Raw genomic sequence first — 26,133 nt, forward strand, 5'->3', positions numbered from 1 at the left:
TTATTTCATGAAAGGATTTTTATTCGGATTTTCAGCAGTGACCATTTCCGCAATATTCGTCGGTCTTTTAGCCTCAATTATTACTCCTACTTCACTGTCTGTAGTTTTACCAAGATGAATTACCAGATCTTTTTTGTCTTTGGTATTGATCGTATTGGTATCTCTATAAAAAGTATCTCTCAAAAAGTCACGTAGGTTATTTTTCAGGTGTTCTTCACTTTCATCGGTAACACCCTTTTCAATCACGCTGATCTTATCGAGCAAATCGATAAGGTTGGTTTTAAAAAGGTCGATTTCGCTTCGCAGTGGTTTTTGCTTCAGGAAGGCTTTAAGTGCTTTTTTTGGGGATTGAGGGATTAGGATCATTCGATTTGCGGTAGATGAATGGGCTAAGATAGAGAATATTGGGGTTTCAGGAAGGTTAGTTTCCAGTGGTCATACATACGGTTAGAGTGCTGTGTAATTTCATAAATATATTTTAACAAAATTTAACTTATAAGTAAAATTTATACAATTTTGACTTGGATTATTGAGTTATTTAACTACATTTGCACTATAATTTTACTTATAAGTGAAACAATTAGAGTATTTTTACGTTATTGTTTTAGTTCAAATCTCCATAATATTCAGTGAAATACGAAATTGTTGAAATGCAGCAACTCTGTGGAGGACAATCAAAAGTTTACTCGGTTATTCTTGAAGGTGAGGAGATAACACTATTTGAGAAGTTCGTAGATGAATATGAATTAAAATTTAAAAATGAAGTTAAGGATATCGTGGCGAGATTATATCAGATAGGGCATATTACTGGTGCCAGAAGCTCTTTTTTTAAGCAACACGAGGGTAAGCCGGGAGATTTTGTTTGCGCATTGTATGACCTTCCTGAAAAAAATTTGCGTCTATTTTGTGTTCGATTTGGTATGGATGTAGTTATTCTTGGCGGAGGTGGAGAAAAGCCTGAAGGTGTTATAGCCTGGCAGGATGATGAAAAATTAACCATGGAAGCAACTCAAGTTATATCAATTGCAAATGACATTGCACAAAGATTAGAGAATGGAGATATTTATTGGTCTGATGACCACACGGAATTATTGGGTAACATGAAAAACTATGAAGATGAAGAAAATTAAGAAAGCGCGTGAGTATAATAGTCCCAAATTATCGGAACTTCTCGCAGAGATCACACCATTAGAAATGGAAAAAACAAAAGTGAAAATGCAAATTTCGGCGCGAATTGAAGAATTGATGGAACAAAAGGGATGGAACAAGTCAGAACTAGCTGAAAAGGTTGGAAAACATCCATCCGAAATAACAAAATGGATGAGTGGAACTCAAAATTTTACAATGGAGGTCTTGACTGAGATTGCGTTTACTTTAGGTGTTGATGTTTCTGTTTTTTTTGATAAAAAACATTTTCAGCTTATTTACAAAAGCACATTTATTGTAGCAGCAATTGTGGCTAATCCGACTTTAGAAAATAGAACACCTACAGCTAAAGGAGAAGGTGTGTATGGAATTTCCATGTTTTCTGGTATTACAAGCAGATTAATTAATCCAAAATTTCATAAAGCATAAAATGGCAAAAATTGATTTAATTGAACAAACGGTAGAAATGCAGATTCGTGGAATTGAGTTATTAAATGGCTCATGGAATTTACATGAAAATCACAATACAACTATTACAAATTTTAATATTAATGTGGAAAGCAGGGCAGATGCACCCAATAAACTGCTTTTTGTTATTGTTCATATTGATATAAAAAATGATGACCAGTCGCTTCTATTAGGCGCGTTATCCGTAAGTTGCATTTTCGAAATTGCGAATTTTGATGATGTTATTAAAATAGAATCTGATGGAAAGTTGATTATACCCCAGCCTTTAATAGATACACTTAACAGCATTTCAATCTCAACAACAAGGGGAGTTATGTTTTCAACTTATAAAGGCACTTTTTTACATGGTGCTGTGCTGCCGATCATTGATCCCAAACAACTTCAGATCAATAATCAAATAATTGAAAAATAAATTTGGTTGAATTGATTAATATCATTGAATGATTACAGTTTGTGAATAATTATTTTTACCGGAAGAAATTTTTAAATGATAAATCCCTCGTGCAAAATCAGCGATTTTCATTTCGGTTGAATTTGTTTTGAGTATAGAGTTATAAACAATTTTACCTTCAATATTTATTAATTCTATTGGTGCATTTAAAAACGTATTTCCAACATCAATAATAAAATATCCTTCTGCTGGATTTGGATAAATATTAATTGAATTAGTTATAAAATTTTCAACACCAATCTCGAATGTAACCTCCACATTATCCGTCACAAAACAACCCAAACTATCAATCACAGTTACGGTATAAAATCCGGGTGAGAGGTTCTCAATCGTTTGTGTTTCCTCGCCTGTGGACCAGAAATATGTAAATGGCGGTAAGCCACCCGTAAATATTTCTACAGTAGCAGTTCCGTTTGTTTCTCCAATTGAACACGGCGTAGAAGTAATGTTTAAAAGAATCGAATCTATTTCTTCCGCAAAAATGGTATCCAATATTCTGCATCCTGATAAATATTCCAATTCAATTGTGTAATATCCTTCATCGTTTACAGTTATTGATTGCGTTGTATCGTCGGTATTCCATAAATAATAGGAGCTAACTGTATTTGATAATAATTCGACACTTTCACCGAAACAAAATACAGTATCATTGCCAAGTACATTTTGCGTTATATCTCCCACCACCTGAATAGTATCAAAAATTGTGCGCGGGCATAGTGTGGGAGTAAACCGGAACGCAGTATCGTTTGCACCGATAAACCAAACCTGTGTACCGGTAGTTTTGGTATAATAATACTGACTACCGTCTTCATTTGAAATACCCTGCACAAAGCCAAAGGCTCCTACCTCCGGTAATTTATCTACATACAGATCAATAATATTTGTTGATTCATATAATACTGTCGTTACGTCTATAAAATGGTCAGGTGAAATTGCAAGTGTAACATCGTCATAACGCAACTGTAACTGACGATATGGTGCAGTTCCCTCAACGGAATAGTAAATGCTTCCTCCGGTAGTCGGGTCGAGGTCGTATCCTGCAAGGGCTAATAAATTATTAATGCCACCCACATCGGGAATATTGATATACCATGTATCGTGTGGTGCACCAAAGGCAATATATCCGTTACTTGCCGGGTACATAACATCATAGCTGTTTGAAAAGAAAACAAAATCAAACGGAAGTAGTAAGGTATCTACATCATCGTTATAAATAAGTGAAATACTAATTGAGTCTGTAAATGCAGGAGGGTCAAACGGAATTATTTCCCGTGTGTAATCAATTGCTGTCTGGTAGGTATAGGCAACAACCGAACTATTTCCTTCACCCACAATTGCAGGATCAAAAATACCTGAATCAGGGTCAGTTATTCCAAGCCCTTCCCAATAACCACCGCCAACTTCAGGATTTGCAATGACAGGATCATTGTTGTAACAAATTTCCGTTGGTAAACCTATGGTAGTTTCAGTTGCACAAATATTCGTAATCGTATAAATTAATGTATCGTTTTGTGGTATGGTATCACCAACAAGTATTGTCCATATTTTGACAGTATGTGCACCACAGCCTGAAAAATCTGCAGGTGCTGAAAATGTAATCGTATCTGATAAATAAGCAGTGATATATTGCGTAAAAGTTTCTGTAAAAATCTCTCCATCATCTATCTGAAAACTTACATCATAATTATTTTGATTTGCAAAACCGAAATTATGAGCAGATACACTTAATATTTCTTCGGTGCTTAGATTGCAGGAATTATCCGGCGTAAATAAATCCTGAATACCTAAATCATTTTGAGAATGTAAACAAGGTGCAAGATGCCAGAGGATGTTACGGCGTAGATCAAGATGCTCTTCGGAGTAATAATCATCAGTTGTTGCTTTAAATTGACTTGCTATAATTTGTCCGGTACCAAATATTTTTTTCAGTAAACAAATTTGTGTTCCCGATGTATCAAGCATAAGCGTATCAAAATTGGAGCCGGAGAAACTTCCCTTAGAATTTAAAAAACCAAGTATAGGAGAAAAATCTATAGGATTAATAATAGGGTAAAATGGCCCTTCATATATTTCGTGAGTTTCAGCTAAAAACGTACCAGCCCAATTAAAACTTTCATTAGAACTCCTATAAATGCTATCAAATCCTAAATAATAAGAAAATTCCGGAACTGATAAAAAATTAATATATAAATTACCTCCATTATAGACATATTCCTCTGCCGCATCCCGATAAACTTCATAAAAATCCGTAAATTCATCACTTACATCATGCGACCCTTCCATAAAAATCATACAAGTATTTGCCGAGAAAATACCCGTAGTGTCTAAGGAAACATAATAAAATTCTTCCCAATTATCTTCACCAAATACATCATTTAATAAACTATGATTAAAAGAATTATTAAGGTCATCATCGCTCAGGTATATGATCCTTTTGTCTGGTGCTTGTGTAAACCCAACATAGCAAAAAGTCATGTAACTCAGTAAAAAGGTAAGAAGTTTGTGTTTTCGAGTACCCATTTATAGTGAATTTACAAATTTTGCTGAAATTTAATGTAAAAAAAATTGGTATTCAAACTTTTACACCCAAATTTACAGGATATACTCTTACACATTAAATATTCACATTATGAAAACCAAACTTTTAATCTTTATTTTCTGCGGGTTATTTTCTCTTTCTCTGAATGGACAAAGTATTTTCACCTTAGATATTCAGTATGGAGAGAATACTGAGATCAATCCGCTTGTTTACGGCAATCACTTCTCAAGATTGTTTGACCGATGCCGTTGTTATGATCCTTGGTCTCCCGAATCACCTGTAGACAGCATTGACCAATGTATGGAATACATTGCATCCATAAAATCCAAAGTTATCCGCTACCCTTCTGGTGGTGATAATAAATGGATGCACTCTTCAAGTGATAGTGTTGGATATGGAATGTTGCAATCAGATATTGATACCCTGCTGGCAATGGACTCAATTACTGTAGGTCAATGGACAACTCAATCCGCAGAAGTTGCAGAGCAATATGACCTTAATCCTGATGGTGCACGATATATTGACCGCTTGATTGATCTTGTCGAATATTGCGATAGTGTAAACGGTTTTAAGCCGAAAGTAATCTATGTTGCAAATGTAACTATGAGCCGATGGCTGCCGAGTATTTATAATGTTTGGGGAGAAAATCTGGAGGCCATAAGATATCTGATTGATAACGGTGTCGATGTAGTTGGAATTGAAATGGGTAATGAGCATTATGATGATGAAAATTTATTCGAAACATTTATTGATTATTGGTGGCATATAAGGCCATTGCTTGATTCATTGCAGGATGATACTGATTTAAATTCGATACCAATATCATTAACTGCTGCACCTGAACCAGATTTTGCTGAATTATTCAGTTGGTCGCCCGGAAGTGTCCAACGATTCAAAGATTGGAACACGGGTCTTGCAGGAAAATCAGGCTCACCCAAATTTGACGCATATACTGTACATATTTATAATACCTCCCGTATGATGGAACCTTGTTATCAGGCTTATACAGATGATTATTATAATATTGACCCAGATGATCCAATTGTATTCGATCCAGATTTAGGGCCTGACCCATATATTACTGCTTCTTGGCAATGCGCTTTAGATAGTTTTGAAAATTTTGTAAACGATTGGTTGCCGTATATATTTAACCATTACACCATAATCGATGACAGCACATATCGGTTGGGCACAGATAAAAGATATTGGGTAACTGAATGGGGGGTGAAGCCGCCGAGTGAAGAACAGGATCCTCTCGATCCACTTTATGGTAACTTTAATAACACCTTTGTTGAGGCAGCCTTCAGTATGGAATATTTACTAAAACTGCTTGAGATTCAAGGAGCTAGTATGCCCATTGATATTGAATTTGCCACAAAACACAATACTTTGTCAGGGTATACGTATGGTTTAATAAGTACACAAGGCGTATTAGACCCTGTTGATGAACCATATTATAAACGTGCATCGTATTATTCCTTTGTAATTAATGAAAATATATTTTCAACGAGTTATGAAAGAGTGAATGCATCTCCTGTATTACTAGACGGAAGTTACGTCCCGTTTGTAAGAGGATATTTTAATGAAGGAAGCGATCTGTTTTATATGTGTTTTGTAAACGGAAGTGATGACACCGTTAAGTTTGCCATACATGAAATGACTGGCGATACAACCGCTCTCGGCTACGGAAGCTTAACCCCATCCAGTTCCTACGGATGTTATATAAAACATATCCGTGCAACGCAGTTATACGGGCACGGCGGAATGAATCAATACATGCTTGATAATTCTTTTTATAATGATACCACCATAGCACCGCTTATTGACTCTATTTATTTTACTTATAAATCCACATTTTCGCCTGATTCAATGGTATCGTTGCCACCATATAGTTTAGGATGGGTTAAATGGCAGGTATCGCCGATACCGGATCGCCTCACTGCTCAGTTTGATAATATTCAGGTTTCAACATGGCCGAATCCCGCGAATGATATTGTGAATTTCAGCATTGAAACATTTACAAACGAAGAAAATAAATTCACTGTTTCCGTTTATAATATTCTCGGTGAAAAAGTATCAGAAATGGTATTGAGCGATAATAGTGCAGAATGGCATTGCGCGAATGAAGTAAACGGGATTTACATTTATGAATTAACCTGTTCTGGAATAAAATTAGGGACTGGGAAAATTATATTGCAATAAATATAATTAAAGCTTGTGTTTTCATGGGGATACCCGGCAAAGTCGCTAGATGGAGCCGGGTTTTTTATTTTATTAATATAAATTAAATTTTCTCAATGTAAACCAATTCATTCTATGTACTCATAGAATTTTCTCATTCAAAATACTCATGATAAGTTTCCAAATGTTTTTTGATCTTATCATATTGATTAACACACGTAATTTCACCACCAACCTGCATTGGGACAATTAATTCCTGAAGCGGGAATAAATATGCATGCACCAATTCATGCGATTGTCCCATGTATGCACAATAATTGATCATGTAGACATAATCTTCAATTAAAACGTTTGCTAGAGTATGATATGCAGTGGTATCAGCAGGAAGAGTAAAATCATTCACATGCGATATCATTTGATTTATTCCGCGCGTGGTTTCAAAATTTGTTTTCCATTTTTTACCATCATTCAAATACAGTTCTGAACCGCGACAAAGAATATATTTATTTTGAGGAGCAGTTTTATATACTTCCATTTCCTCATTACCACAAGATAATAAAAGGCAAGAAAAAACTATTATTAAAAGCGGAAGTTTCAAGGCTCTTTTTTGTGTAAAGATACTAAGTGGTTGATGTTGGAGAAAGGTAATTGGTGCATTTGCATTTTTTTTACAAATCGCCTTCCGAACTGTTTACTTGTTGTTTCAATATTTGTTTTTCCTTCATATTGTTTCTAAATCCCCAAGCACAAACCATACAAATTCCCCCCATAACCCACCAAAGCGCTGCATAATTAAAATTTTCAATGATAGCTGTGCTTCCAATCGGGGAGATGATAAATGCCATTGACCAAGCAATAGTATAGGAAGCGACATAACTTCCCCGCGTAGCAGGTGATGACGTTTTTATTGCATGGGATATCATAAATGGCATGGCAAATATTTCGGAAAAACTGAGTAACGCCATCGATACCAAAAGTATGAACATACTATGTCCGATGTTGAAGAGAAAAAAGGAAAGTCCCAACATAATTGTTCCTGTTACTATCATATTCCCAGGTGTATATCGCTTTTCAATTTGAGAAACTATTATCATCTCAAAAACAAAAACAATTAGTCCGTTAAAACCGATTAACAATCCAATTACATATTCCGGTTTGAGATAAACATCCTTGTAATACAACGGAATACTGCTGAATATTTGAAAAAATGCCGCAGCATATAAAAACACCAAGGTCAAGAACATTAAAAATTGTCTGTCGCGATAAGGAGATTTTTTTACCTCACCTGCAACAGGTTTATTTTTATGTAATTGAGGTTGTTTATCCCTGAACAAAAAGAAAAATACAAGTCCCGCAATAATGCAGGTAACGCCATCTCCAACAAAAAGCCACACATAACTTATTCCTGCTAAAAGTCCTGCAATGGCGGGACCAATAGCAACACCAAGATTAATTGCCATCCGTAAAAGGGAAAAGGAGCGGGTAGTGGTTTCCGGAGTTGAAAAATAACCTATCATAGCAGAGGAAGCCGGTCGCATACTGTCATTAATCACACCGCAAATAAATACACCGATTGCCAGCAAATAAATATCTGTAAAAAATGGTAAAAAGAGATAAGAAATTCCTCCAAGGATCAAACTTAATGTTTGCACCTTAAAGGGTCCCATGCTATCGGTAAATCGTCCTCCCAAATAGGATCCAAGCATACTTCCTGCCCCGAATACCGATATAATTATACCTGCATCAGTAGTGGTGTAACCCAAAGATGTGGTCATATACACCGACATAAATGGCAAAACCATGCTTCCACTCCGATTAATGAACTGAATAATTGCCAATATCCAAACAGATTTGGTCAATCCTTTATAAGAATCCGTATAAATTTTAAGTGCGGAAGAAAACACGGGGCGAAGATACGGGAGTCAGGAGTCAATAGTCAAGAGTCAATAGTCAGGAGTGAAATTATCCGGCATTCGAGAATCTACTCATAATTCATTACTCATTACTCATTCATAAAACGAAATTTCGGACTCACGATTGACGATTCACGAATATGAGTCATGAATAATGAGTAATGAGTTTGACCCAACGTGGCCGGAAGTTTATTGTCTTTAATGATGGTATGAGGTTGGTATTGAAAATACTCCGACCGTGAAAAAAGTTTATGGTCAAAATAAAAAGCTCCAATGTTAGCAGTACCGGACTCACGCCTCACGATTGACGATTCACGAACAAATACTTATTTGGGAAAAAACCGATCATCAACCCGAGAACTCGATTGTCAATTATCAATTCTCAATTCTCAATTCCCCTCGTTCCATCTAAACCCCTCTACCTCCAATCCTGCCAGATCCAATGCACGATTTACAACGGTGGCGGCTAAATCTTCAAAATTTTTGGGTAAACTATAGAAGGAAGGGGAAGCAGGACAAATAATTCCACCTGCTAAGGTGACAGTTTCCATGTTGCGGATATGAATAAGATTATAGGGTGTGTCGCGAACCATTAGGATGAGCTTTCGCCGTTCTTTCAGGATCACATCGGCAGCTCTTGTTACCAGGTCGTTGGAAATTCCGGTAGCTATGCGACCAAGGGTTCCCATGGAGCAAGGGCATATGATCATAGTTTCATATTGTGCTGATCCTGAGGCAAATGGAGCGTTAAAGTCATTTTTTTGGAAAAATGTGAAGTCGTAGTCATTGTAACTTTCATCACCTAATTCAAATTTCCAGACTGCTTTGGCGTTATCACTCATAACTATTCCTACAGCAGAAAGCTGGGGCTTAATTTTGACAAGTTTATCCAACAAAACCTTTGCATAAATGGCTCCGCTTGCTCCTGTAATTGCTACAACTATTTTTCGTTTCAACATGTTAAGAGTTAGTTAATGATTGCAAGTTAACATTTATGGAATTATTTTTGTTTGACCAAAGTTGAAATATAAAACTAAACTATGCAGAAGAAATATTATGTTGTTGCCGTACTTGTGATTATTACGGGAACTTTACTTGCTTTTGGATTGCCCCAGAGATCCACTGAAAATATTGCCGAAGCTGCTGATACACAGCCTGTTGCTACTGATTCCGCTATTGCAGAATTTAAATGGAATTCAGTTATGGAATCTATTGAACTGCAAAAAACCAGTAAAAAGAAATTGTTCATCGATGTTTATACCACCTGGTGTGGACCCTGTAAAATGCTTGATGCTAATACTTTTTCGAATCCGGTGATTAGAAAAATTCTTTCAGAATACTATATTCCAACTAAATTTAATGCGGAAAGCGGTGATTCTATCCTGTTTAAAGGACAAACTTTTACAAATCCGAACTATTCACCACAACCGAGAAAAAGTACCCATGAATTTGCCGTTTATATTGCTTCCACCCAGAACGGACTCGGATATCCTACAATGGTATTTTTAGATGAGGAATTAAATATGATCCAGCCTATAGCAGGATATCTTACACCTCAGCAATTAGAACCGATCTTAGTGTATTTTGGAACTGATGCAAATAAAACAACCGATTGGCCTACTTATTACGCGGCTTTTAAATCCTCCATTTCTCAATAAGTTTCCCTATGATAATAGAATTATTAGTTTCTGCAGTAATATCATTTTATCCTGCTGAAAAATCTGTTGCCACCAATTCCATTCCAACTGAATTAACAGACAGTATTCATTGGACCACTCTTGATGCAGTGAATAAAACTGTATCTAAAAATATTAAAAAGAATAAGGTTAAAGATGAAAAACTAATAATGGTTGATTTTTATACTGATTGGTGTGGATGGTGCAAAAGGCTGGATAAGGAAACCTACATGGATCCGGAAGTTATTGAATTGACCAATAAATATTTTTATGCAATAAAATTTGATGCAGAGCAAATGGATTCCGTAGAGTTTGCAGGTAAGATGTACAAGATGAAAGCTGCTGGTAAAAGAGGAACACACGATTTCGCTATGGAAATGGGTTCTCGGCCCGGTGGAAGAATAGGGTATCCAACCATTAGTTTTATTGATCCCATGGGGAAAAAAATTGCAGTGGAGGCCGGATTTAAAGATGCCGCCAAAATGAAACTCACTCTAATTTATTATGGTGAAGGGCATTATAAAACGAAAGATTTTATTACTTTTCAGAAAGAATATAATCAAAGCCAGTTAACGGATTAGACACATTTATTCGCAGTATTTTCACTGTGCATTAAATGTGCTCAATAATACTGTCTTTATTTTCTGTTTTATTAGCTAAGTATATAAGGGCATCTTATATTTGCCCGTTTTTTTAATGTCTGCAAAAGCCTCCCATAATAGTAAACTAACTGGTGCGGGTGTATTAATTACACTCGGAATTGTTTTCGGTGATATTGGTACGTCGCCGATATACGTTATGAGTGCCATTTTTGGCGATCTTGAAATTTCAAAGGAGTTGATCTATGGAGGAATGAGCTGTGTGTTTTGGACACTCATTGTAATTACCACTATAAAATATGTATATCTTGCACTTAATGCTGATAACAATGGAGAAGGAGGGATTTTTGCACTTTATGCCTTATTGCGTCGTTATAAAATTAAGTGGGCGATAATCCCTGCATTAATTGGATGTGCCGCTTTGATTGCAGATGGTTTTATTACTCCTCCAATTTCGATATCCTCTGCAGTGGAGGGATTAAAAATTTTAAATCCGGAGATTAATACTGTCCCCATTGTTATCTCCATATTAATTGCCTTATTTGTTTTTCAACAATTTGGAACAAAAGTAGTGGGAAGCACTTTTGGGCCGATCATGATGGTTTGGTTTCTAATGATTGGAACCTTGGGAACAATTGAATTGGTGAAACAACCACAGGTTTTGGAAGCTTTAAATCCATATTGGGCATTTAATCTTTTAGCAAATTTTAAGGGTGGTATATGGTTGCTTGGCGGGGTTTTTCTTTGCACAACTGGAGCTGAAGCATTATACTCTGATCTTGGTCACTGCGGAAAATCAAATGTACGCATGAGTTGGAATTTTGTTATTGTTATGTTGCTTTTAAGTTATCTTGGTCAATCTGCACATGCTATTGAAATGATTGGAGAGCCCATGCATGAACACAGTTTATTTTATACTCTCATGCCCTCCTGGTTCCTTCCAATTGGAATTGTAATTACTTCAGCTGCCACCATTATTGCCAGTCAGGCATTGATCAGCGGATGTTTTACTATGGTGAATGAGGCAATGAAATTGAAACTTTGGACAAACCTTAAAGTAGTATATCCCACTACACAAAAAGGTCAAATTTATTTACCTGCAATTAACTGGTTTTTATTAACAGGATGTATTGTTGTTGTTTTAATATTCCGTGAATCACGAAATATGGAAGCTGCGTATGGTCTGGCAATTACTATTGATATGCTTATGACCACTTTATTGTTGACGAGTTTAATGCGATTGCGAAAAAAGAGTTGGATAGTGATAGGCGCATTTGCTACCGTGTATTTATTTATTGAAGGTGTGTTTTTCCTTTCTAATGCCATGAAATTCATGCATGGTGGTTGGTTTACGATGTCGCTTGCTTTAGGATTTTTCTTCTGTTTATGGATATTCTACCAAGCCAGAAAATTGCGCGCAAAACACACGGAATTTGTGGAGATCGACAGTTATTTGCCTGCAATACAAGATCTAATGCGTGATGAATCTATACCAAAAGAAGCAACCAATTTGGTGTATATGGCGATGGTAAATGATAAAAATCATATAGACTCGAATATCATTTATTCCATTTTCAGAAAAAGACCAAAACGCGCAGATGTATATTGGTTTGTGCACGTTGATATTTCCAATGATCCATATTTAGCTTCTTATTCCATTGATACCATAATTCCTAAAAAGATATTTTTTGTCAGGTTGCGATTTGGATTTAAAGTGGATCACAAAGTGAATGTGATGTTCCGAAAAATTGTGGAGGAAATGGCAGCGAATGGAGAGGTGGATATATTGAGTAATTACCCAAGTTTGCGCAAACATCATATGTATGCCGATTTTAAATTTATTCTTCTAAATACAAGAGTAGCCAGCGATAATAAATTAACCCCTTGGGAACAATTTGTCGTGAAAGGCTATCGCCTCATTAAATCAATGAGTCTTCCAACACATGAAGATTTTGGTCTCGAACTCACCAACGTCGAATCAGAAATGGTGCCTATCAGTGTGCGCGATGCCATTGAGATCAAGCTGGAGAGGATACAGAAGTGAGGGCGCGAGGCGCGCGACATAGGACACAGGACATAGGACATAGGACTTGACATAGGACATGGGAAAGGGGACATAGGAGGGCGCTTCGCGCGTATTGGGTATCGGGTATCAGGTATCAGGAAAACAAAGGGTGGTATTTTAAACATTTCGTTAATACTGTGAGGCTCTCGCTCCCAGCGAGGGTCTCAATAGCGGTAAATACCCAAAAATTTCGCAACTCGTTATCAGTGAGCTCTCGCTCCCAGCGAGGGTCTCACTAGCGGCAAAAACCCAAAAATTTCGCAACTCGTTATCAGTGAGCTCTCGCTCCCAGCGAGGGTCTCACTAACGGCAAAAACCCAAAAATTTCGCAAGAAATTTAAACTCCTTTCTCCTCTCTCCTTCCTCCTCCCTTGCATTTATGGTAAAAACCAACTATTTTTGGTAACAAATTCCTCTATTGTGAAAAAACTTCTCCTCCTTACTTTTTTCATTTCAGCATTTGCGATTGTTAAAAGTCAATCACTTATTTTTTTTGAAGATGATCATTACGGTTATGGTATTGAAAAAAACAGTGACGGTAATTTGATCGCAATTTTTGATGGTCAACTTCGAAAATTGGATGTTTTAGGTAATATCATGTGGCAAGTTGATATAGCTCTTCCATATTCTTTAAGGGATATAGAATTTTATAATTTACCGGATGGGGATATAATTTTTTTTTACGGTTCAAATATTTGTCGATATACCCTTGAAGGAGATTTAGTTTTTAGCATTCCGATCACTGATTTTACCTTTTCCGCTATTCATCAGGTATCAGATGGATTTCAAATTGTTTGTGATAGTTGGGATACTCCTACATTCAGATATTTGAAAATTTTAAACAATGGAGAAATTACCTGGAATCACGTTCTTGATTTTGGTGGTCGAATTGCTTTTGGATCAATGATCTCGCAGGGATCCAAAACACTTTTAATTTATACCGGGGCTGCCGGTGCTTATAATCCTACAATTGTGCAATTGGATACAGCAGGGACTATAGATTTTATATCACACGATTTTGATGACCATCATTTTGATGTAGAAGACCTTGACAACGAATTATTTTTATCGCGACAAGATATAGATGGTAATTATCTTCAAAAATATTCTGATAACGAAATACCTGATTGGGAGACAGTATCCTATGGCAATGGTTATTTAAGTACAGATTCTTTATTTCGTATAATTAAGTTGCCAAGTAATAATTATGTAAGGGCAATTGAATCCGAAGCATTTAATGTAGATATGGGTTTAATGGAAAGTTTTTATTATTTAGAATATTTTAATGAGGCCGGAGAAAATTTTTATATTGGTGAACCATTTTTGAAGACGGGTAACGACAAATATCATATTTATGATTTTGCTCAAATAGAAGATAATAAATTAGCATTTATCGGCAACTATGAAAATGCAGGAAACTCGACAGCCTTTATTTTAATAACTGATACCCTCGGAGTTGTGCATCAAATGAATGTTGAAGGAAAAGTATTTTATGATGAAAATTCGAATAATATTTTTGATGCAGGGGAAATATCTTTCCCCAATATTTTTATTGAAACAGATCCCGGAGCAATTTTTAGTCTGACAAATTCTGAAGGTGATTATTCATCTACGTTAATTTCAGATGGTATATATTCCAATTTCTGTTTACCTATTGCTTATTGGGATGTTTTTACACCATCCGAATATGTATTTGAACTTAATGCAATTACCGGTGGAACAACGGTAGACAACAATGATTACCATTTAAGTTATTCATCAGCTGCAACTGAGGTTGGAGTTTCTTTATATCAGTCAGGAATTGCACTTACTACTGATGGTGCTGAGCCTGCATTGAACACGACAGATATCACGGTAAATAATTTCGGTAACCAGGTTGTTGAGGAACTAACTTTAAAATTATATCATCCTATGGTAAATAGTTTGATATCCTCTTCACCATTATATGAAAGTCATTTTGATACTATAATTACCTGGACGATCTATGATTTAAAACCTTATCAACCACAGGTATTTCATCTTGTGTTCGAGGCGGATTCTTCCATTGATTTTGTTGGTAAAACTGCTGCTGTAAAAGCAGAATTGGGATCTATTGCCGGTGATATTGATGCGACAAACAATATGGATATTTATTCAAATGTATTGGATTACAGTTTTGATCCAAATCAACTTACTGTTAAACCTGTTGGTTTAGGAGTTGAAGGAAATATTTCTCCGGCAGTGGAGTGGTTGGAATACCAGATAGAATTTGAAAACACCGGAACAGGATATGCCCACGATGTAATAGTAGTTGATACCATTGAAAATGATCTCGTTTTAAGTAGTATTCAAATGTTGGCCGCAAGTCACCAATATTGGATGGAATTTATTTCTCCTAATATAATTAAATGGCATTTTAATGATATTGAACTCACTCCACCTGCATATGATATAATAAAAAGCAAAGGTTACCTGAAGTATAAAATAAACATTAAAGGTCATCCACCTGTTGGCACAAAAATTACGAATACTGCTTCAATTTTCTTTGATAAAAATTTACCAATTGTTACAAATACTACAATAAATACGATCTATTTGGATCTGCCGGTAGTTACGGAGATCGATCCAATTTATATCTTCCCAAATCCAACTACTGATCATTTTACAATATATTTTAATAATGCAACCGGTCCCTTTGATATTGTTTCTATTGCCGATGTTACAGGAAAGATCATTAGTAATTTTAAAGTGGAGGAAAATGTATATTCGATGAATTTAAATACTTCTGTATTTGCAAAAGGCATTTATTTTATTTATTACTATAATACAGAACAAAAAAACCTGGTAGCAGCGGAAAAATTAATAATAAACAATTAATAAAATAGTTTCTATTATTCAGGGATTTGTGAATTTGACGATCTGATAACAAAATTGCAATAAGTTTGATATCACTCAACCCTTCACAGACTCTTCCTTCTTCACCTTGGTAATATCTCTGTCGATATTTTCCTGAAAAATTGGAACCAAAGTATCGAGATCAAGTGCACATAATCGCGCGAGAGGATTTTTTAATGCATACACACAGCCACAATCAATATCAATAGCCGGATATTTCATTTCTTTGATATCCTGCTCTAAAGTTTCGTAGTTTCTGGTGGCATGTCCGTGAATGATGATCTTATTATTGATCTTTTCCGGTTTTATGTCCGCATAATAATTGCGGATCCAGAACATATTTTGGGTGTCTTTGTAGATATCTTCTTCCTTAAAATTAAAGCCGGCATGAACAAGAATATATTTATCAAGTTCTACATGGGTTTTAAGGTTGCGCAGAAAGGTATCGTATTTTTTGTCAAGACCTTTAAGATCGTCGATACGTTTGTAACCAAAATTGGCCAATGTTGTGGTTCCACCGTTTTTCATCCAGTTTTGAAATCTTCTCCAATCCCAGCAATACGGTATAGTTTCATCCACAGCCTGCAAAAACAACCATTCGTGATTTCCCATAAGCACAGTAATGTTATAACCTTCCTCCTGCATTTGCATGACTAGGTCAAGAACCCCTTTGCCATTAGGTCCACGGTCGATAAGATCGCCCAGAAGATACAATTCGTCTTCTTTTGTCAATTTTAAGGTAGTAAGCAGTGCCATAAAGGTGTTCAGGCAGCCATGTATATCGGATATTGCAAATTTTCTCATAATTTCAATCGTTGTAAAGCGTATTTAAACATTTTATTCTAATGGATCCCGATAAATTACCCGGGAAATTTTCCTGCAAAGATATTTCTTTTGGAGCATTAGGCAACAGATCAAAGAAATTGTCGTCCAATTTTATTTCACCGCTATCAGTGTATAAATACACGCTTTTTGCATAAACATTAGAGCTAATTGTGATTTTTTGTGTGATTTCATCAAAACTGATCTCAAATTCGGGAAACTCAAGAACGAGACTTTTTGGAGAAACGAAGTTGAAATAGTTCTCCGCGAGCAAATGTTCATTCTGTTGTAGAGATATATGTAAAATGCAATTTTCAGGATCTTCATTATTCAACAAACTGACTTTGGGAACAACGGAATATAAAATGGAGGATAATGGCTTCAATATTATCGGTAATTTTCTCTTTTCGAGAACCTCACCATCTGTTTTTAATATTAAAAATTCCAACGTGGCATTTATTTGCTCATCCAGATCATTTACGATATATGTTTTGATACTATCATTTTCATTTATTACACTTATCATCAAAGGTTCGTACTTTTGTTTCACAGTGTAATAACTCGCTTTTCTATTTCCGTAATAATCGATACTGCTCCAACTGGTAACCGGCCAGCAATCGTTGAGTTGCCAAAATAAAGTGCCCATGCAATAGGGTTTATTTCGTCGGTGTGCTTCAATGGCAATTTGCATTCCCTTTGCCTGTAATAATTGTGAAACATAAATATAATCTTCAAATTTTTCGGGAATTATATAATCCCGCGACATATATTCCGCTATCGTTTCATATCCCACCGGATGTTTCTGATGATTTTTTACGGATGCAGAATTAATATTCAATTCATTTTCAGGAATAAATTGTTTAAAGGAATTAAAAACCGGCATTCCCTGAAAACCATATTCACTCATGAAGCGGGGAATTTTATTATTATACATTTCAAAAGGTTCTTTTCCCCACCAAACTCCCCAATAATGACAATCGCCTTCGGTTAAACTTTCTTTCCGTCCCCAACCATGTGTAGGGGAGGAGGGATGATAATTTTTTACGTTCTCATATTTCGTTTCGTTGGGTATGGTTCCCGTAAATAATTCAAAATTTTCCATCCATAATTTTTGAGAATCACTTTCCGAATAAGCGTATTGTTTTTGCCAACCCCAATTATTCCAGCCTTCAAAATTTTCATTATTACCACACCACAATGCAACAGATCCATTTTTATTAATCCTTCGTGTTTGGTATCTAATTTCATTTACATATGAATTGATATTTTCATGAAAAGGGTACATGGCACAGGCAAACATATAATCCTGCCAGACTAATATACCCAGTGAATCACATAATTCATAAAAATAATCAGGTTCGTAAATTCCTCCTCCCCAAACCCGTATCATATTCATGTTCATGTTCTTTGCCTCGGTTAAAATTTTTATGTAATCCTCTTTTTGCAGGGAGGAAGGAAAACTATTAAGGGGAATATAATTAGCACCTTTAATAAAAATTGGAGTATCGTTCAATTCGAATACAAATGACTTCCCATAATTATCAGTGATCTGTTTTAATTCTATATTTCGAATTGCAAAGGTGACGTCAAACTTATCAATGATTTGTTTTTTTCTCTTCACAACAACTTCAATATTATACAAGGGTTGTTCGCCTGAACCATTGCACCACCAAATTTCAGGATCTGGTATTACAAATTTAATTAAACAAAGTTCACCATAACCTTGCTGGAAAATTTGAGGTATTTCAATACCATTCTTTTTATTGATTAGCGTGATAGAATATTTCCCAAAATCATGAAACCCGATGCTGGAACTTAATTCAAGATCTACAATAACGGAATCATTAATAACTTTTCCAGGAACTACTGATGCGGAATATATATAAGTTTCGTTATCGAATGCTATTAATTTCACAGGCTTCCAAATGCCACAGGTGACTAATCTGGGTCCCCAGTCCCATCCGTATTGATATTGTGCTTTTCGCGTAAAAACTCTTTCTTCTCCGGGTAATCTTATAGGATAATTATTCTTTAATTCATTGCCAATCCTTACGGACGAATTAAATCTGATATTTAAAGTATTCACTCCCTTTTTTAAATATCTGTTCACACGCCTGTTCCATTCTACAAACATATTGTCTGCTTTTAAAACCAGGGAATCATTTATATAAACATCAGCATAAGTATCTAAACCTTCGAAATTGATCTCAATTGTTTCCTGTTTAATAAATTTTCTATCAACATAAAAAGTTGTTTTATATTCCCAATCCTCGCGCTCCACCCATTGAACCAATTTTTCATTATCGCCATAAAAAGGATCAGTAATTATATTATTTGCAAGAAGATCGGTATGAACGCAACCCGGCACTGTTGCAGGCATCCATCCGGTGGTATCTCCAACTTTGCGGAAGATCCAGTTGGAGTTAAGATCAATTTCCACTGTTTTTTGAGCGTAACTATTTGTATTGAAGAGTCCCCAAGCAAAAAGTATGCTAAATACATATTTCATGAGGAGAATTGATTTGTGATTACTTTTATTTTATTTACTTCATCCGCATCTGTAACTATCAATTTTGTAAAATCGTAAATTCCTTCTCTGAATTGAAAGGTTTGATCAGGATCAGTCTTTTGATACATTTTAGCCGAAGTATGCACTTCAACGCAACCTGTTTCCTCAATTAATTGCAAAACATTTTCGGAAGTGATACCGGCACCGGGTAAAATATCAATTCTATTTTCTGCAACTTCGATCAATTGTTTAATTAGTTGGGTTCCTTGTAAAACAGAAGCCTGTTGACCTGAGGTAAGTATTCTTTTAAATCCGCATTTAATTGCATCCTCTAATGCAATAAAAGGGTCAGTGGTAAGATCAAAAGCGCGTTGTAAGGTGCAATGCATGGGTGATGCTAATTCAACCAATTCTTTATTTCTGGAAACATCCAAAGTAGCATCCTTATTAATTATTCCGAATATTACATTTTTTACTCCTAGTTCTTTACAATGCAGAATGTCATTTTTCATCACTTCAAATTCCGCATCCGAATAAATAAAATTTCCTCCACGGGGTCGGATCATAACCACCACATTCTCCGGATCAAAATATTTAAATGTTTCGGTGATTGTAGCATTTGATGGTGTAATTCCTCCTTCTAAATACGAAGCGCATAGTTCTAATCTATCTGCACCACCGCGAATTGCTGAGAGAACATCCTGTATGCTGAAAACACAGATTTCAAGTTTTATCATTATTGTTTAAATTTTTTAAATAGGATCGCAGATTCTTAGGGATTTCAGGGATTCCACGGATTAAAAAATAATAATTATAACTAGCTCTGCGCCCTCTGCACCTCTGCGCCCTCTGCGTGAAACATCCCCTACTTTTCAATAAAAACTATCTGACTTAAACAAAACATTCGGAATATTATTTGAATAAACCGCATAATTGAATCCCGGCTGTAAACAATATCCTCCGAATTCACCGTTTTTATTTAATGCGATAAATCCAACCTGAAAATCTTTCGTTTTTTCTTTTCTTATTTTTATCATTCTTTCCACTGCGGCCTTGCATGCCTCGTAAGGTGATTTTCCATTGCGCATTAATTCCACCACCAAATGTGTTCCTGCAATGCGTATAACTTCTTCACCGGTTCCTGTTGCAGTTGCAGCACCAATTTCGTTGTCGACATACAAACCTGCGCCAATAATTGGTGAATCTCCAACACGTCCACGCAATTTATAACTTAATCCGCTAGTGGTGCATGCACCTGATAAATTTCCATTATTATCCATTGCGATCATGCCGATGGTGTCGTGATTCTCGATATTAATAATGGGTTTATACTGTGCAGTTTTTAACCACTCTTTATATGCTTTGATAGCCTCCGGATTTTTATAATCATCCAATTCAAATCCGTTTTCTAATGCAAATTTTTGCGCACCTTCTCCAACCAACATGATATGTGGTGTTTTTTCCATCACCTTTCTCGCAACAGAGATCGGATTTTTTATTTTTTCTAAAAATGCTACAGAACCACAGTTATAATTTTCATCCATGATACAAGCATCCAATGTGGTATGTCCCTCCCGATCTGGCAAACCCGCGAGTCCAACCGATAAGGAGTGCAAGTCGTTTTCCGCAACTTTAACACCCGCTTCTACAGCATCTAAAGCCCTGCCTTTATTATTCAGAATTGCCCAAGCATCTTTATTCGCCTCCAAACCAAAATCCCATGTAGAAATTACAATGGGCTTATTAAATCCGACATTTCCGGTCAAGGAATTTCCGAGTACTTTTTGGTTGGAGAGGAGGGCAGTTCCCACTGTAAAAGGGAGAGCCGATTTAATAAATTTTCTTCTGGTGGTCATAATACTTATTTTTATTAATCTATCGAAATTTCATCAACAAATAACCAAGGCATTGAACCTGCACCTGGATTTCCTTCAGGTATTTTTCCGAAATTTTTAGCAACTACACGAACATATCTGGCACTAGTTTTTTCAAAATATACACTTACTTCTTTTCTGGATGTCTTGTCAAAATGCACTAACATTTTACCGGCAGATTTAAATTTTTTACCATCAGTGGAATATAAAACTTCCATAGATTGCGGAGGATAGATCCAACTTAATTGATCTGTTAAAAATCCTGCAGTAACAACATTAAAAGTATCTATGGAACCAAGATCGATAGTAACATCCAGATCCTTTCCACTAAACCCAAGCCATTCTCTTGCCGACCATCCTTTAGAGGTATTTGCTTGCAACCCATTTACCAGAGTAAAAGCTCCGTCTCCAGAATATTTTGGGGATGAAGGAATATTTAATTTGATATTTTGTGCTGTGGCCTTATTATAATAAATATAAACAGGAGTTTTAGGGCCATTGCGAAATCCGTGAGCTATGATCCATTGGTTGTGTGTAATTAAAAAGGGGGTGGTATATTTTAAATTATTATATGCGCCATCATCTTCCAGACTTTTTGGTGTGTCATATAATATAGTGTCTGAAAATATATTGTTGAGTTTAAGAAATAAATTATTTTGTGTATCGCTATAAAGTGTGTATTGGGTAGAATAAATTGTTTTTGAATAATTGCAGTTTATTTTATTTAACAGATCAAAATGCACCAATAAACGATCTACAAAATTTTTATAATTTTTATTCTCTTTTTGGGTCCATAAAACCTCACTCAATGCAAGTAATCTTGGAATAAGCATATATTCCACTTGTTCAGGGGTGGAAATATATTCGGTCCATAAATTAGCCTGTGCACCTAAAATATATTTTTGTTCCTCTGCATTTAAAATTGCGGGAATGGGTTCATATTGATAAACGGCATTCAGAGGAGTATATCCTCCTATTGCAATAGGTTCCGAAGTAGGGTCACCTTGGTAATAATCGAAATAACAATATTTTTGAGGCGTCATAATAGCGTAGTGCTTTTGCTGTGCTGCTGCTATTCCGCCATCCTCGCCACGCCAACTCATAATAGTTGCATTCGGTGCAATTCCGCCTTCCAGAATTTCATCCCAACCAATTATTTTTTTTCCTTTACTATTTACAAATTTATCGATACGCCTAATAAAATAACTTTGTAAGCCGGTTACATTTACCAAATTGCTATCTGCAATTAATTTCTGGCAATATGCAGATTCTTTCCAACGTATTTTATTTACTTCATCACCACCAATGTGAATATAGGTAGATGGAAACAAAGCCATTACTTCTGTTAAAACATTTTCCAAAAATGTAAAGGTTTCTTCTGTAGGACAAAATATATCGGGAAATTCTCCCCATCCTTTTTCCACAGAAATAGTAGTATCAATACAACCATATTCAGGATAAGCTGCGAGTGCTGCAACGCTATGTCCCGGCATTTCTATTTCGGGGATAATAGTAATATTTCTTGCTGCAGCATATTTTACGATCTGTTTTATTTCTACCTGCGAATAAAATCCGCCATACCGAATGGAATCATACTTTTGTTCGCGATAGTGTCCAACCATACTTCCATCGCGCCATGCACCAACTTCCGTTAATTTCGGATATTGTTTTATTTCAATACGCCATCCCTGATCATCCGTTAAGTGCCAGTGAAAGGTATTAAATTTATATAATGCGAGATAATCAATATATTTTTTAATAAAATCGATAGAAAAAAAATGTCTGGCACAATCCAGGTGCATGCCTCTGTAATCAAATCGCGGATAATCTATAATTTCCATACAAGGTATCTGGTAGGTTTTTGCGGAAGGATTTTCCACTAATTGCAACATGCTCATCAACCCATAAAAAACTCCGCCTTCATTTTTTCCCGTGATTGAAATAGCGTTTTGTGAGATCTTTAGGATATATCCACCATCCGGTAATTGCAAAGTAGAGTCGTATTGCAAAACAATTCCGCTGAGATCCCCAATTTGTTTGGTAGCGGTTTTAATGGGCAAATTGTAATAATCGATAAAAAGATCTTTGGCTGCATAGGCATCGGTATAAGATTTAAAATCGTTTGCCTGGAAATAGGTAGTGGGGGAGAAGGTGTAATAACCCGATAGCGATGTAACAGAAACAGGTTCAGGTATTATCTTGCTGTTTTGCGAAAAACTAAATTGAATACTGATTAATAAGAATAGAAAGGCAAATAACTTCATGGGGTGAAATTAAGGAAGTGTTAGGGAAACACCAATTTCCTGTCAGAATTGTTTGTAATAAACACCTGAGCCGTGTTTTGATACCCTACAAACATCCTTTATATAACTGCAGTCTGAATATTTACGTGTTGTTGCCAGTTTCAATTAAGAGGAGCTATTATTTTCTATTTTTCATCTTTTGTGACAATTTATTGTTTAATAATTTGTTGCATAAAAGAACCATTTTCATTTTTAATTTTAACATAATAAATGCCTGTTGCCAATTCATTTAGATCCAGCGATATTTCCACATCAACAGAAGTTATTGTATATAAGATTTGTCCCAGGGAATTGATCAGATAAATTGTTTTTTCATTGTGATCCTTCGTTGCTATTGTAATATTATTTGAAGTTGGATTAGGATAGATATTGAAAGTACTCATTTCCATAGATAGATCTTCTTTACAGGTAGCATTCACCGTTATAATATTAGAATTTTTAAAACAACCTGTCGCATTTTTTGTAACACGACATTTATAATTACCGGAAATTTTAGCAACATAACTCAAAGATGTTGCTCCTGGGATGGGATTGGCGCCTTTATACCATTGATACGTGCTTCCTCCAACAGGTGTTAGTGTTAAAATTACACTATCTCCAGGACAAAAGGTTGTAGCACCTACAGCCGTAATATTTGCATTTGGATTTTTATTTACGGTTACATGAATTGATGCAGAATTTGATATTCCACATAAACTGGAAGTCTGACAAGTGTAATTACCGTTGGTTGAAACAGTATAGGAATCGTTTGTTGCTCCCGGAATAGGGAATCCATTTTTTTTCCATTGTAATGATGTGCCGTTATGCGTTGCTTGCAAAACAACATCGCTGCCCTGACAAAAAGTAGTAGCACCTAATGCTTCGATAGAAATAGTAACAATAATGCCTTCATCAGCAACCCCACTGCAATTATCATCCATTAAATTACATATTTCTTCCATGCCGGGGTTTATCAAATTATTAGCATCATCACAATCAGTATTTATTAATACGGCTTCCGGAATGATGGCACAAGTATAAATACCGGAATCATTCATATCCCCATATAAATCAGCATCAACATCAATATAAAAAGTATAAAATGGTAATCCATCATCAATAAACGAATTGCAATCATCATCAATGGAATTGCAAATTTCAGTTGCTCCCGGAAATATATCTGCGTTTGCATCATCACAATCCGTGTTATCAGCAACCATATTTATTAATTCATTACAGATGTTTACTTTATTTAATGGATCACCAAATCCATCAAAATCAAGGTCCGCATACAACGAATCTGCACACATGTGATAAACAAAAATTGCCCCTTCATTTGTTTCGCCATTATCATAAAAATTAACACCTGTTAATATATCATCAAATCCGTCATTATTTATATCACCTGTAGTTGAAACACTTGTACCCAAATAAGCAAAAGCCTGATCGCTTTCCATTACTAAATATGGTGTAGTATGTATTCCTGATGCTGTACCTTTATATAAAAAAGTGCTGCCTTCAGCCGAAGAACCATGACTAAAAAGGGATGCCCCGACTATTACATCGTCATAACCATCACTGTTAAAATCACCTGCATCACTTACAGAAATTCCGAAATAGGAGACAGGTAAATTGCACTCTAATAAAGTAGCTGGCGTAGTTATAATTCCTGACGATGATCCGTGATAAATAAACGCAGCTCCTTCATCGCCCTCTCCATTGTCGTACCTATATGCACCGGCAATTACATCGTCATACCCATCATTATTTACATCTCCTGCAGCAGCGACATCATAACCCAAACTTGCAAAAGCCTGATCGCTTTCTATTTGAGCAGATGGGGTGGTATTAATTCCGGAAGCAGTGCCATTATAAAATAAAATTTTACCTTCATCTGTTTGACCATTGTCAAATAATTCAAAACCCACAACAATATCATCGTATCCATCGCCATTAATATCGCCTGCATTTGCAACCGATGTTCCGAAATGTGCCCAATCCTGATTGCCATCCATAAATGCAATTGCAGAACCGGGAATTCCTGTTGCTGAACCTAAATAAACATAAACCCGTCCCTCATCAAATTGACCTGATTCATACACCCAGGCGGAAACTACAATATCATCATATCCATCATTATTCAGATCCCCTGCTTTTGAAACACAACTTCCTAAATTTCCTCCTACCTGAGTACCATTAATTATTCTTGCTGGTGTTGTAATAATTCCGGTGGGAGAGCCGTGGTAAATATATACTCTTCCTTCATTACCTGTACCAACATCATATGACCATGCACCTACAATAATATCATCATAACCATCATTATTTACATCACCTGCTCCGGAAACAGACCTTCCGAAATTTGCATTTATCTGATTGCTTTCCAATATAGCATCAGGTATTACTGACAGACCAGTTGCAGATCCATGATAAACAAATACTACTCCCTCGTTCGATTGTCCGTTATCATAATTATATGCCCCCACGATCACATCTCCATAACCGTCGCCGTTTATATCACCTGCATCGGTAGCTGCCCAGGCATAATAAGAATCTGCCTGATTGCTTTCAATAATTTGTGTTGGTATGGGTGTTTGTGCAATCAATTTATTGGGGATTAAAACTGAAGCAAAAAATAAAATACCAAGAGTGTATTTAGTTGGATTCATTTGTAATGATTTGAATATACAGTTTATAAATATACATTCTACATTAATATTTAGTCAATTTTTGT

Annotated in this window: 19 protein-coding genes; 8 read left to right on the forward strand and 11 right to left on the reverse strand. The window is 35.8% G+C overall.

What is annotated here, in order from left to right; translation table 11 throughout:
• Positions 1-366 (reverse strand): hypothetical protein, encoded by a 366-nt coding sequence (locus IPI31_13020; protein ID MBK7568736.1) that lies wholly within the window; start codon positions 364-366, stop codon positions 1-3.
• A 284-nt stretch (positions 367-650) separates the two neighbouring features.
• On the opposite strand from IPI31_13020, the gene IPI31_13025 reads away from it, so the two are divergent.
• The 3 genes from IPI31_13025 to IPI31_13035 are packed head-to-tail and all read left to right on the forward strand — an operon-like array spanning position 651 to position 2,026.
• Positions 651-1,130: a hypothetical protein gene (locus tag IPI31_13025; protein ID MBK7568737.1), complete on the forward strand. Its 480-nt coding sequence runs from the start codon at positions 651-653 to the stop codon at positions 1,128-1,130.
• Positions 1,117-1,575 carry a helix-turn-helix transcriptional regulator gene (locus IPI31_13030; protein ID MBK7568738.1) on the forward strand — a complete coding sequence of 153 codons (459 nt, stop codon included), beginning with the start codon at positions 1,117-1,119 and terminating at the stop codon, positions 1,573-1,575. The genes IPI31_13025 and IPI31_13030 overlap by 14 nt, the downstream gene beginning before the upstream one ends.
• A gap of 1 nt (position 1,576) precedes the next feature.
• Entirely contained in the window at positions 1,577-2,026 is a 450-nt protein-coding gene (locus IPI31_13035; GenBank protein ID MBK7568739.1) for a hypothetical protein, read from the forward strand.
• A 21-nt stretch (positions 2,027-2,047) separates the two neighbouring features.
• On the opposite strand, the gene IPI31_13040 is transcribed toward IPI31_13035, so the two are convergent.
• Positions 2,048-4,585, reverse strand: coding sequence for a T9SS type A sorting domain-containing protein (locus tag IPI31_13040; GenBank protein MBK7568740.1), 2,538 nt, complete (start codon positions 4,583-4,585; stop codon positions 2,048-2,050).
• 109 nt (positions 4,586-4,694) lie between these two features.
• Between IPI31_13040 and IPI31_13045 the strand changes: the two genes are divergently transcribed.
• Positions 4,695-6,806, forward strand: coding sequence for a T9SS type A sorting domain-containing protein (locus tag IPI31_13045; protein MBK7568741.1), 2,112 nt, complete (start codon positions 4,695-4,697; stop codon positions 6,804-6,806).
• Positions 6,807-6,939: 133 nt separating this feature from the next.
• Here the strand turns inward: IPI31_13045 and IPI31_13050 are convergent, their stop codons facing one another.
• The 3 genes from IPI31_13050 to IPI31_13060 all read right to left on the reverse strand — a co-directional run bounded on the left by IPI31_13050 (position 6,940) and on the right by IPI31_13060 (position 9,657).
• On the reverse strand, positions 6,940-7,383 hold the full coding sequence (locus tag IPI31_13050; protein MBK7568742.1) for a hypothetical protein: 444 nt from the start codon (positions 7,381-7,383) through the stop codon (positions 6,940-6,942).
• A gap of 70 nt (positions 7,384-7,453) precedes the next feature.
• Positions 7,454-8,689, reverse strand: a complete 1,236-nt coding sequence (locus IPI31_13055) for an MFS transporter (GenBank protein ID MBK7568743.1) — start codon at positions 8,687-8,689, stop codon at positions 7,454-7,456.
• Between the two features lie 398 nt (positions 8,690-9,087).
• Positions 9,088-9,657, reverse strand: a complete 570-nt coding sequence (locus tag IPI31_13060) for a UbiX family flavin prenyltransferase (protein MBK7568744.1) — start codon at positions 9,655-9,657, stop codon at positions 9,088-9,090.
• 81 nt (positions 9,658-9,738) lie between these two features.
• Between IPI31_13060 and IPI31_13065 the strand changes: the two genes are divergently transcribed.
• The 4 genes from IPI31_13065 (at position 9,739) to IPI31_13080 (ending at position 15,894) form a co-directional block, all read left to right on the forward strand.
• Entirely contained in the window at positions 9,739-10,356 is a 618-nt protein-coding gene (locus IPI31_13065; protein MBK7568745.1) for a thioredoxin family protein, read from the forward strand.
• 8 nt (positions 10,357-10,364) lie between these two features.
• A complete protein-coding gene (locus IPI31_13070; protein ID MBK7568746.1) occupies positions 10,365-10,955 on the forward strand; it encodes a DUF255 domain-containing protein in 591 nt (196 codons plus the stop codon).
• 115 nt (positions 10,956-11,070) lie between these two features.
• On the forward strand, positions 11,071-13,017 hold the full coding sequence (locus IPI31_13075) for a KUP/HAK/KT family potassium transporter (protein MBK7568747.1): 1,947 nt from the start codon (positions 11,071-11,073) through the stop codon (positions 13,015-13,017).
• Positions 13,018-13,458: 441 nt separating this feature from the next.
• Positions 13,459-15,894, forward strand: coding sequence for a T9SS type A sorting domain-containing protein (locus tag IPI31_13080; protein ID MBK7568748.1), 2,436 nt, complete (start codon positions 13,459-13,461; stop codon positions 15,892-15,894).
• Between the two features lie 75 nt (positions 15,895-15,969).
• On the opposite strand, the gene IPI31_13085 is transcribed toward IPI31_13080, so the two are convergent.
• From IPI31_13085 to IPI31_13110, 6 genes are all read right to left on the reverse strand, one after another.
• Positions 15,970-16,716: a serine/threonine protein phosphatase gene (locus IPI31_13085; protein MBK7568749.1), complete on the reverse strand. Its 747-nt coding sequence runs from the start codon at positions 16,714-16,716 to the stop codon at positions 15,970-15,972.
• A gap of 4 nt (positions 16,717-16,720) precedes the next feature.
• Complete coding sequence (locus IPI31_13090) at positions 16,721-19,243, reverse strand: glycoside hydrolase family 2 protein (GenBank protein ID MBK7568750.1); 2,523 nt, start codon at positions 19,241-19,243, stop codon at positions 16,721-16,723.
• The gene (locus IPI31_13095; GenBank protein ID MBK7568751.1) at positions 19,240-19,980 is read right to left on the reverse strand and encodes a copper homeostasis protein CutC; all 741 of its coding nucleotides are present in this window, start codon (positions 19,978-19,980) and stop codon (positions 19,240-19,242) included. Before IPI31_13095 ends, IPI31_13090 begins: the two co-directional genes overlap by 4 nt.
• 135 nt (positions 19,981-20,115) lie before the next feature.
• Positions 20,116-21,099 (reverse strand): N(4)-(beta-N-acetylglucosaminyl)-L-asparaginase, encoded by a 984-nt coding sequence (locus IPI31_13100; GenBank protein MBK7568752.1) that lies wholly within the window; start codon positions 21,097-21,099, stop codon positions 20,116-20,118.
• A gap of 14 nt (positions 21,100-21,113) precedes the next feature.
• Positions 21,114-23,381, reverse strand: coding sequence for a family 20 glycosylhydrolase (locus IPI31_13105; GenBank protein ID MBK7568753.1), 2,268 nt, complete (start codon positions 23,379-23,381; stop codon positions 21,114-21,116).
• Between the two features lie 188 nt (positions 23,382-23,569).
• Positions 23,570-26,068: an FG-GAP repeat protein gene (locus IPI31_13110; protein MBK7568754.1), complete on the reverse strand. Its 2,499-nt coding sequence runs from the start codon at positions 26,066-26,068 to the stop codon at positions 23,570-23,572.
• Positions 26,069-26,133 lie beyond the last annotated feature (65 nt).

The organism is Bacteroidota bacterium (assembly GCA_016706865.1).
In the GTDB taxonomy this organism is placed as follows: Bacteria; Bacteroidota; Bacteroidia; order Chitinophagales; family BACL12; genus UBA7236.

Excerpts from the sequence above, each read along its gene's own strand:
- IPI31_13085 (MBK7568749.1), bottom strand. The coding sequence starts at position 16,716 with ATGAGAAAATTTGCAATATCCGATATACATGGCTGCCTGAACACCTTT.
- IPI31_13070 (MBK7568746.1), top strand. The coding sequence starts at position 10,365 with ATGATAATAGAATTATTAGTTTCTGCAGTAATATCATTTTATCCTGCT.
- IPI31_13075 (MBK7568747.1), top strand. The coding sequence starts at position 11,071 with ATGTCTGCAAAAGCCTCCCATAATAGTAAACTAACTGGTGCGGGTGTA.
- IPI31_13065 (MBK7568745.1), top strand. The coding sequence starts at position 9,739 with ATGCAGAAGAAATATTATGTTGTTGCCGTACTTGTGATTATTACGGGA.
- IPI31_13025 (MBK7568737.1), top strand. The coding sequence starts at position 651 with ATGCAGCAACTCTGTGGAGGACAATCAAAAGTTTACTCGGTTATTCTT.
- IPI31_13045 (MBK7568741.1), top strand. The coding sequence starts at position 4,695 with ATGAAAACCAAACTTTTAATCTTTATTTTCTGCGGGTTATTTTCTCTT.
- IPI31_13040 (MBK7568740.1), bottom strand. The coding sequence starts at position 4,585 with ATGGGTACTCGAAAACACAAACTTCTTACCTTTTTACTGAGTTACATG.
- IPI31_13105 (MBK7568753.1), bottom strand. The coding sequence starts at position 23,381 with ATGAAGTTATTTGCCTTTCTATTCTTATTAATCAGTATTCAATTTAGT.
- IPI31_13090 (MBK7568750.1), bottom strand. The coding sequence starts at position 19,243 with ATGAAATATGTATTTAGCATACTTTTTGCTTGGGGACTCTTCAATACA.
- IPI31_13030 (MBK7568738.1), top strand. The coding sequence starts at position 1,117 with ATGAAGAAAATTAAGAAAGCGCGTGAGTATAATAGTCCCAAATTATCG.
- IPI31_13095 (MBK7568751.1), bottom strand. The coding sequence starts at position 19,980 with ATGATAAAACTTGAAATCTGTGTTTTCAGCATACAGGATGTTCTCTCA.
- IPI31_13100 (MBK7568752.1), bottom strand. The coding sequence starts at position 21,099 with ATGACCACCAGAAGAAAATTTATTAAATCGGCTCTCCCTTTTACAGTG.
- IPI31_13060 (MBK7568744.1), bottom strand. The coding sequence starts at position 9,657 with ATGTTGAAACGAAAAATAGTTGTAGCAATTACAGGAGCAAGCGGAGCC.
- IPI31_13035 (MBK7568739.1), top strand. The coding sequence starts at position 1,577 with ATGGCAAAAATTGATTTAATTGAACAAACGGTAGAAATGCAGATTCGT.
- IPI31_13110 (MBK7568754.1), bottom strand. The coding sequence starts at position 26,068 with ATGAATCCAACTAAATACACTCTTGGTATTTTATTTTTTGCTTCAGTT.
- IPI31_13020 (MBK7568736.1), bottom strand. The coding sequence starts at position 366 with ATGATCCTAATCCCTCAATCCCCAAAAAAAGCACTTAAAGCCTTCCTG.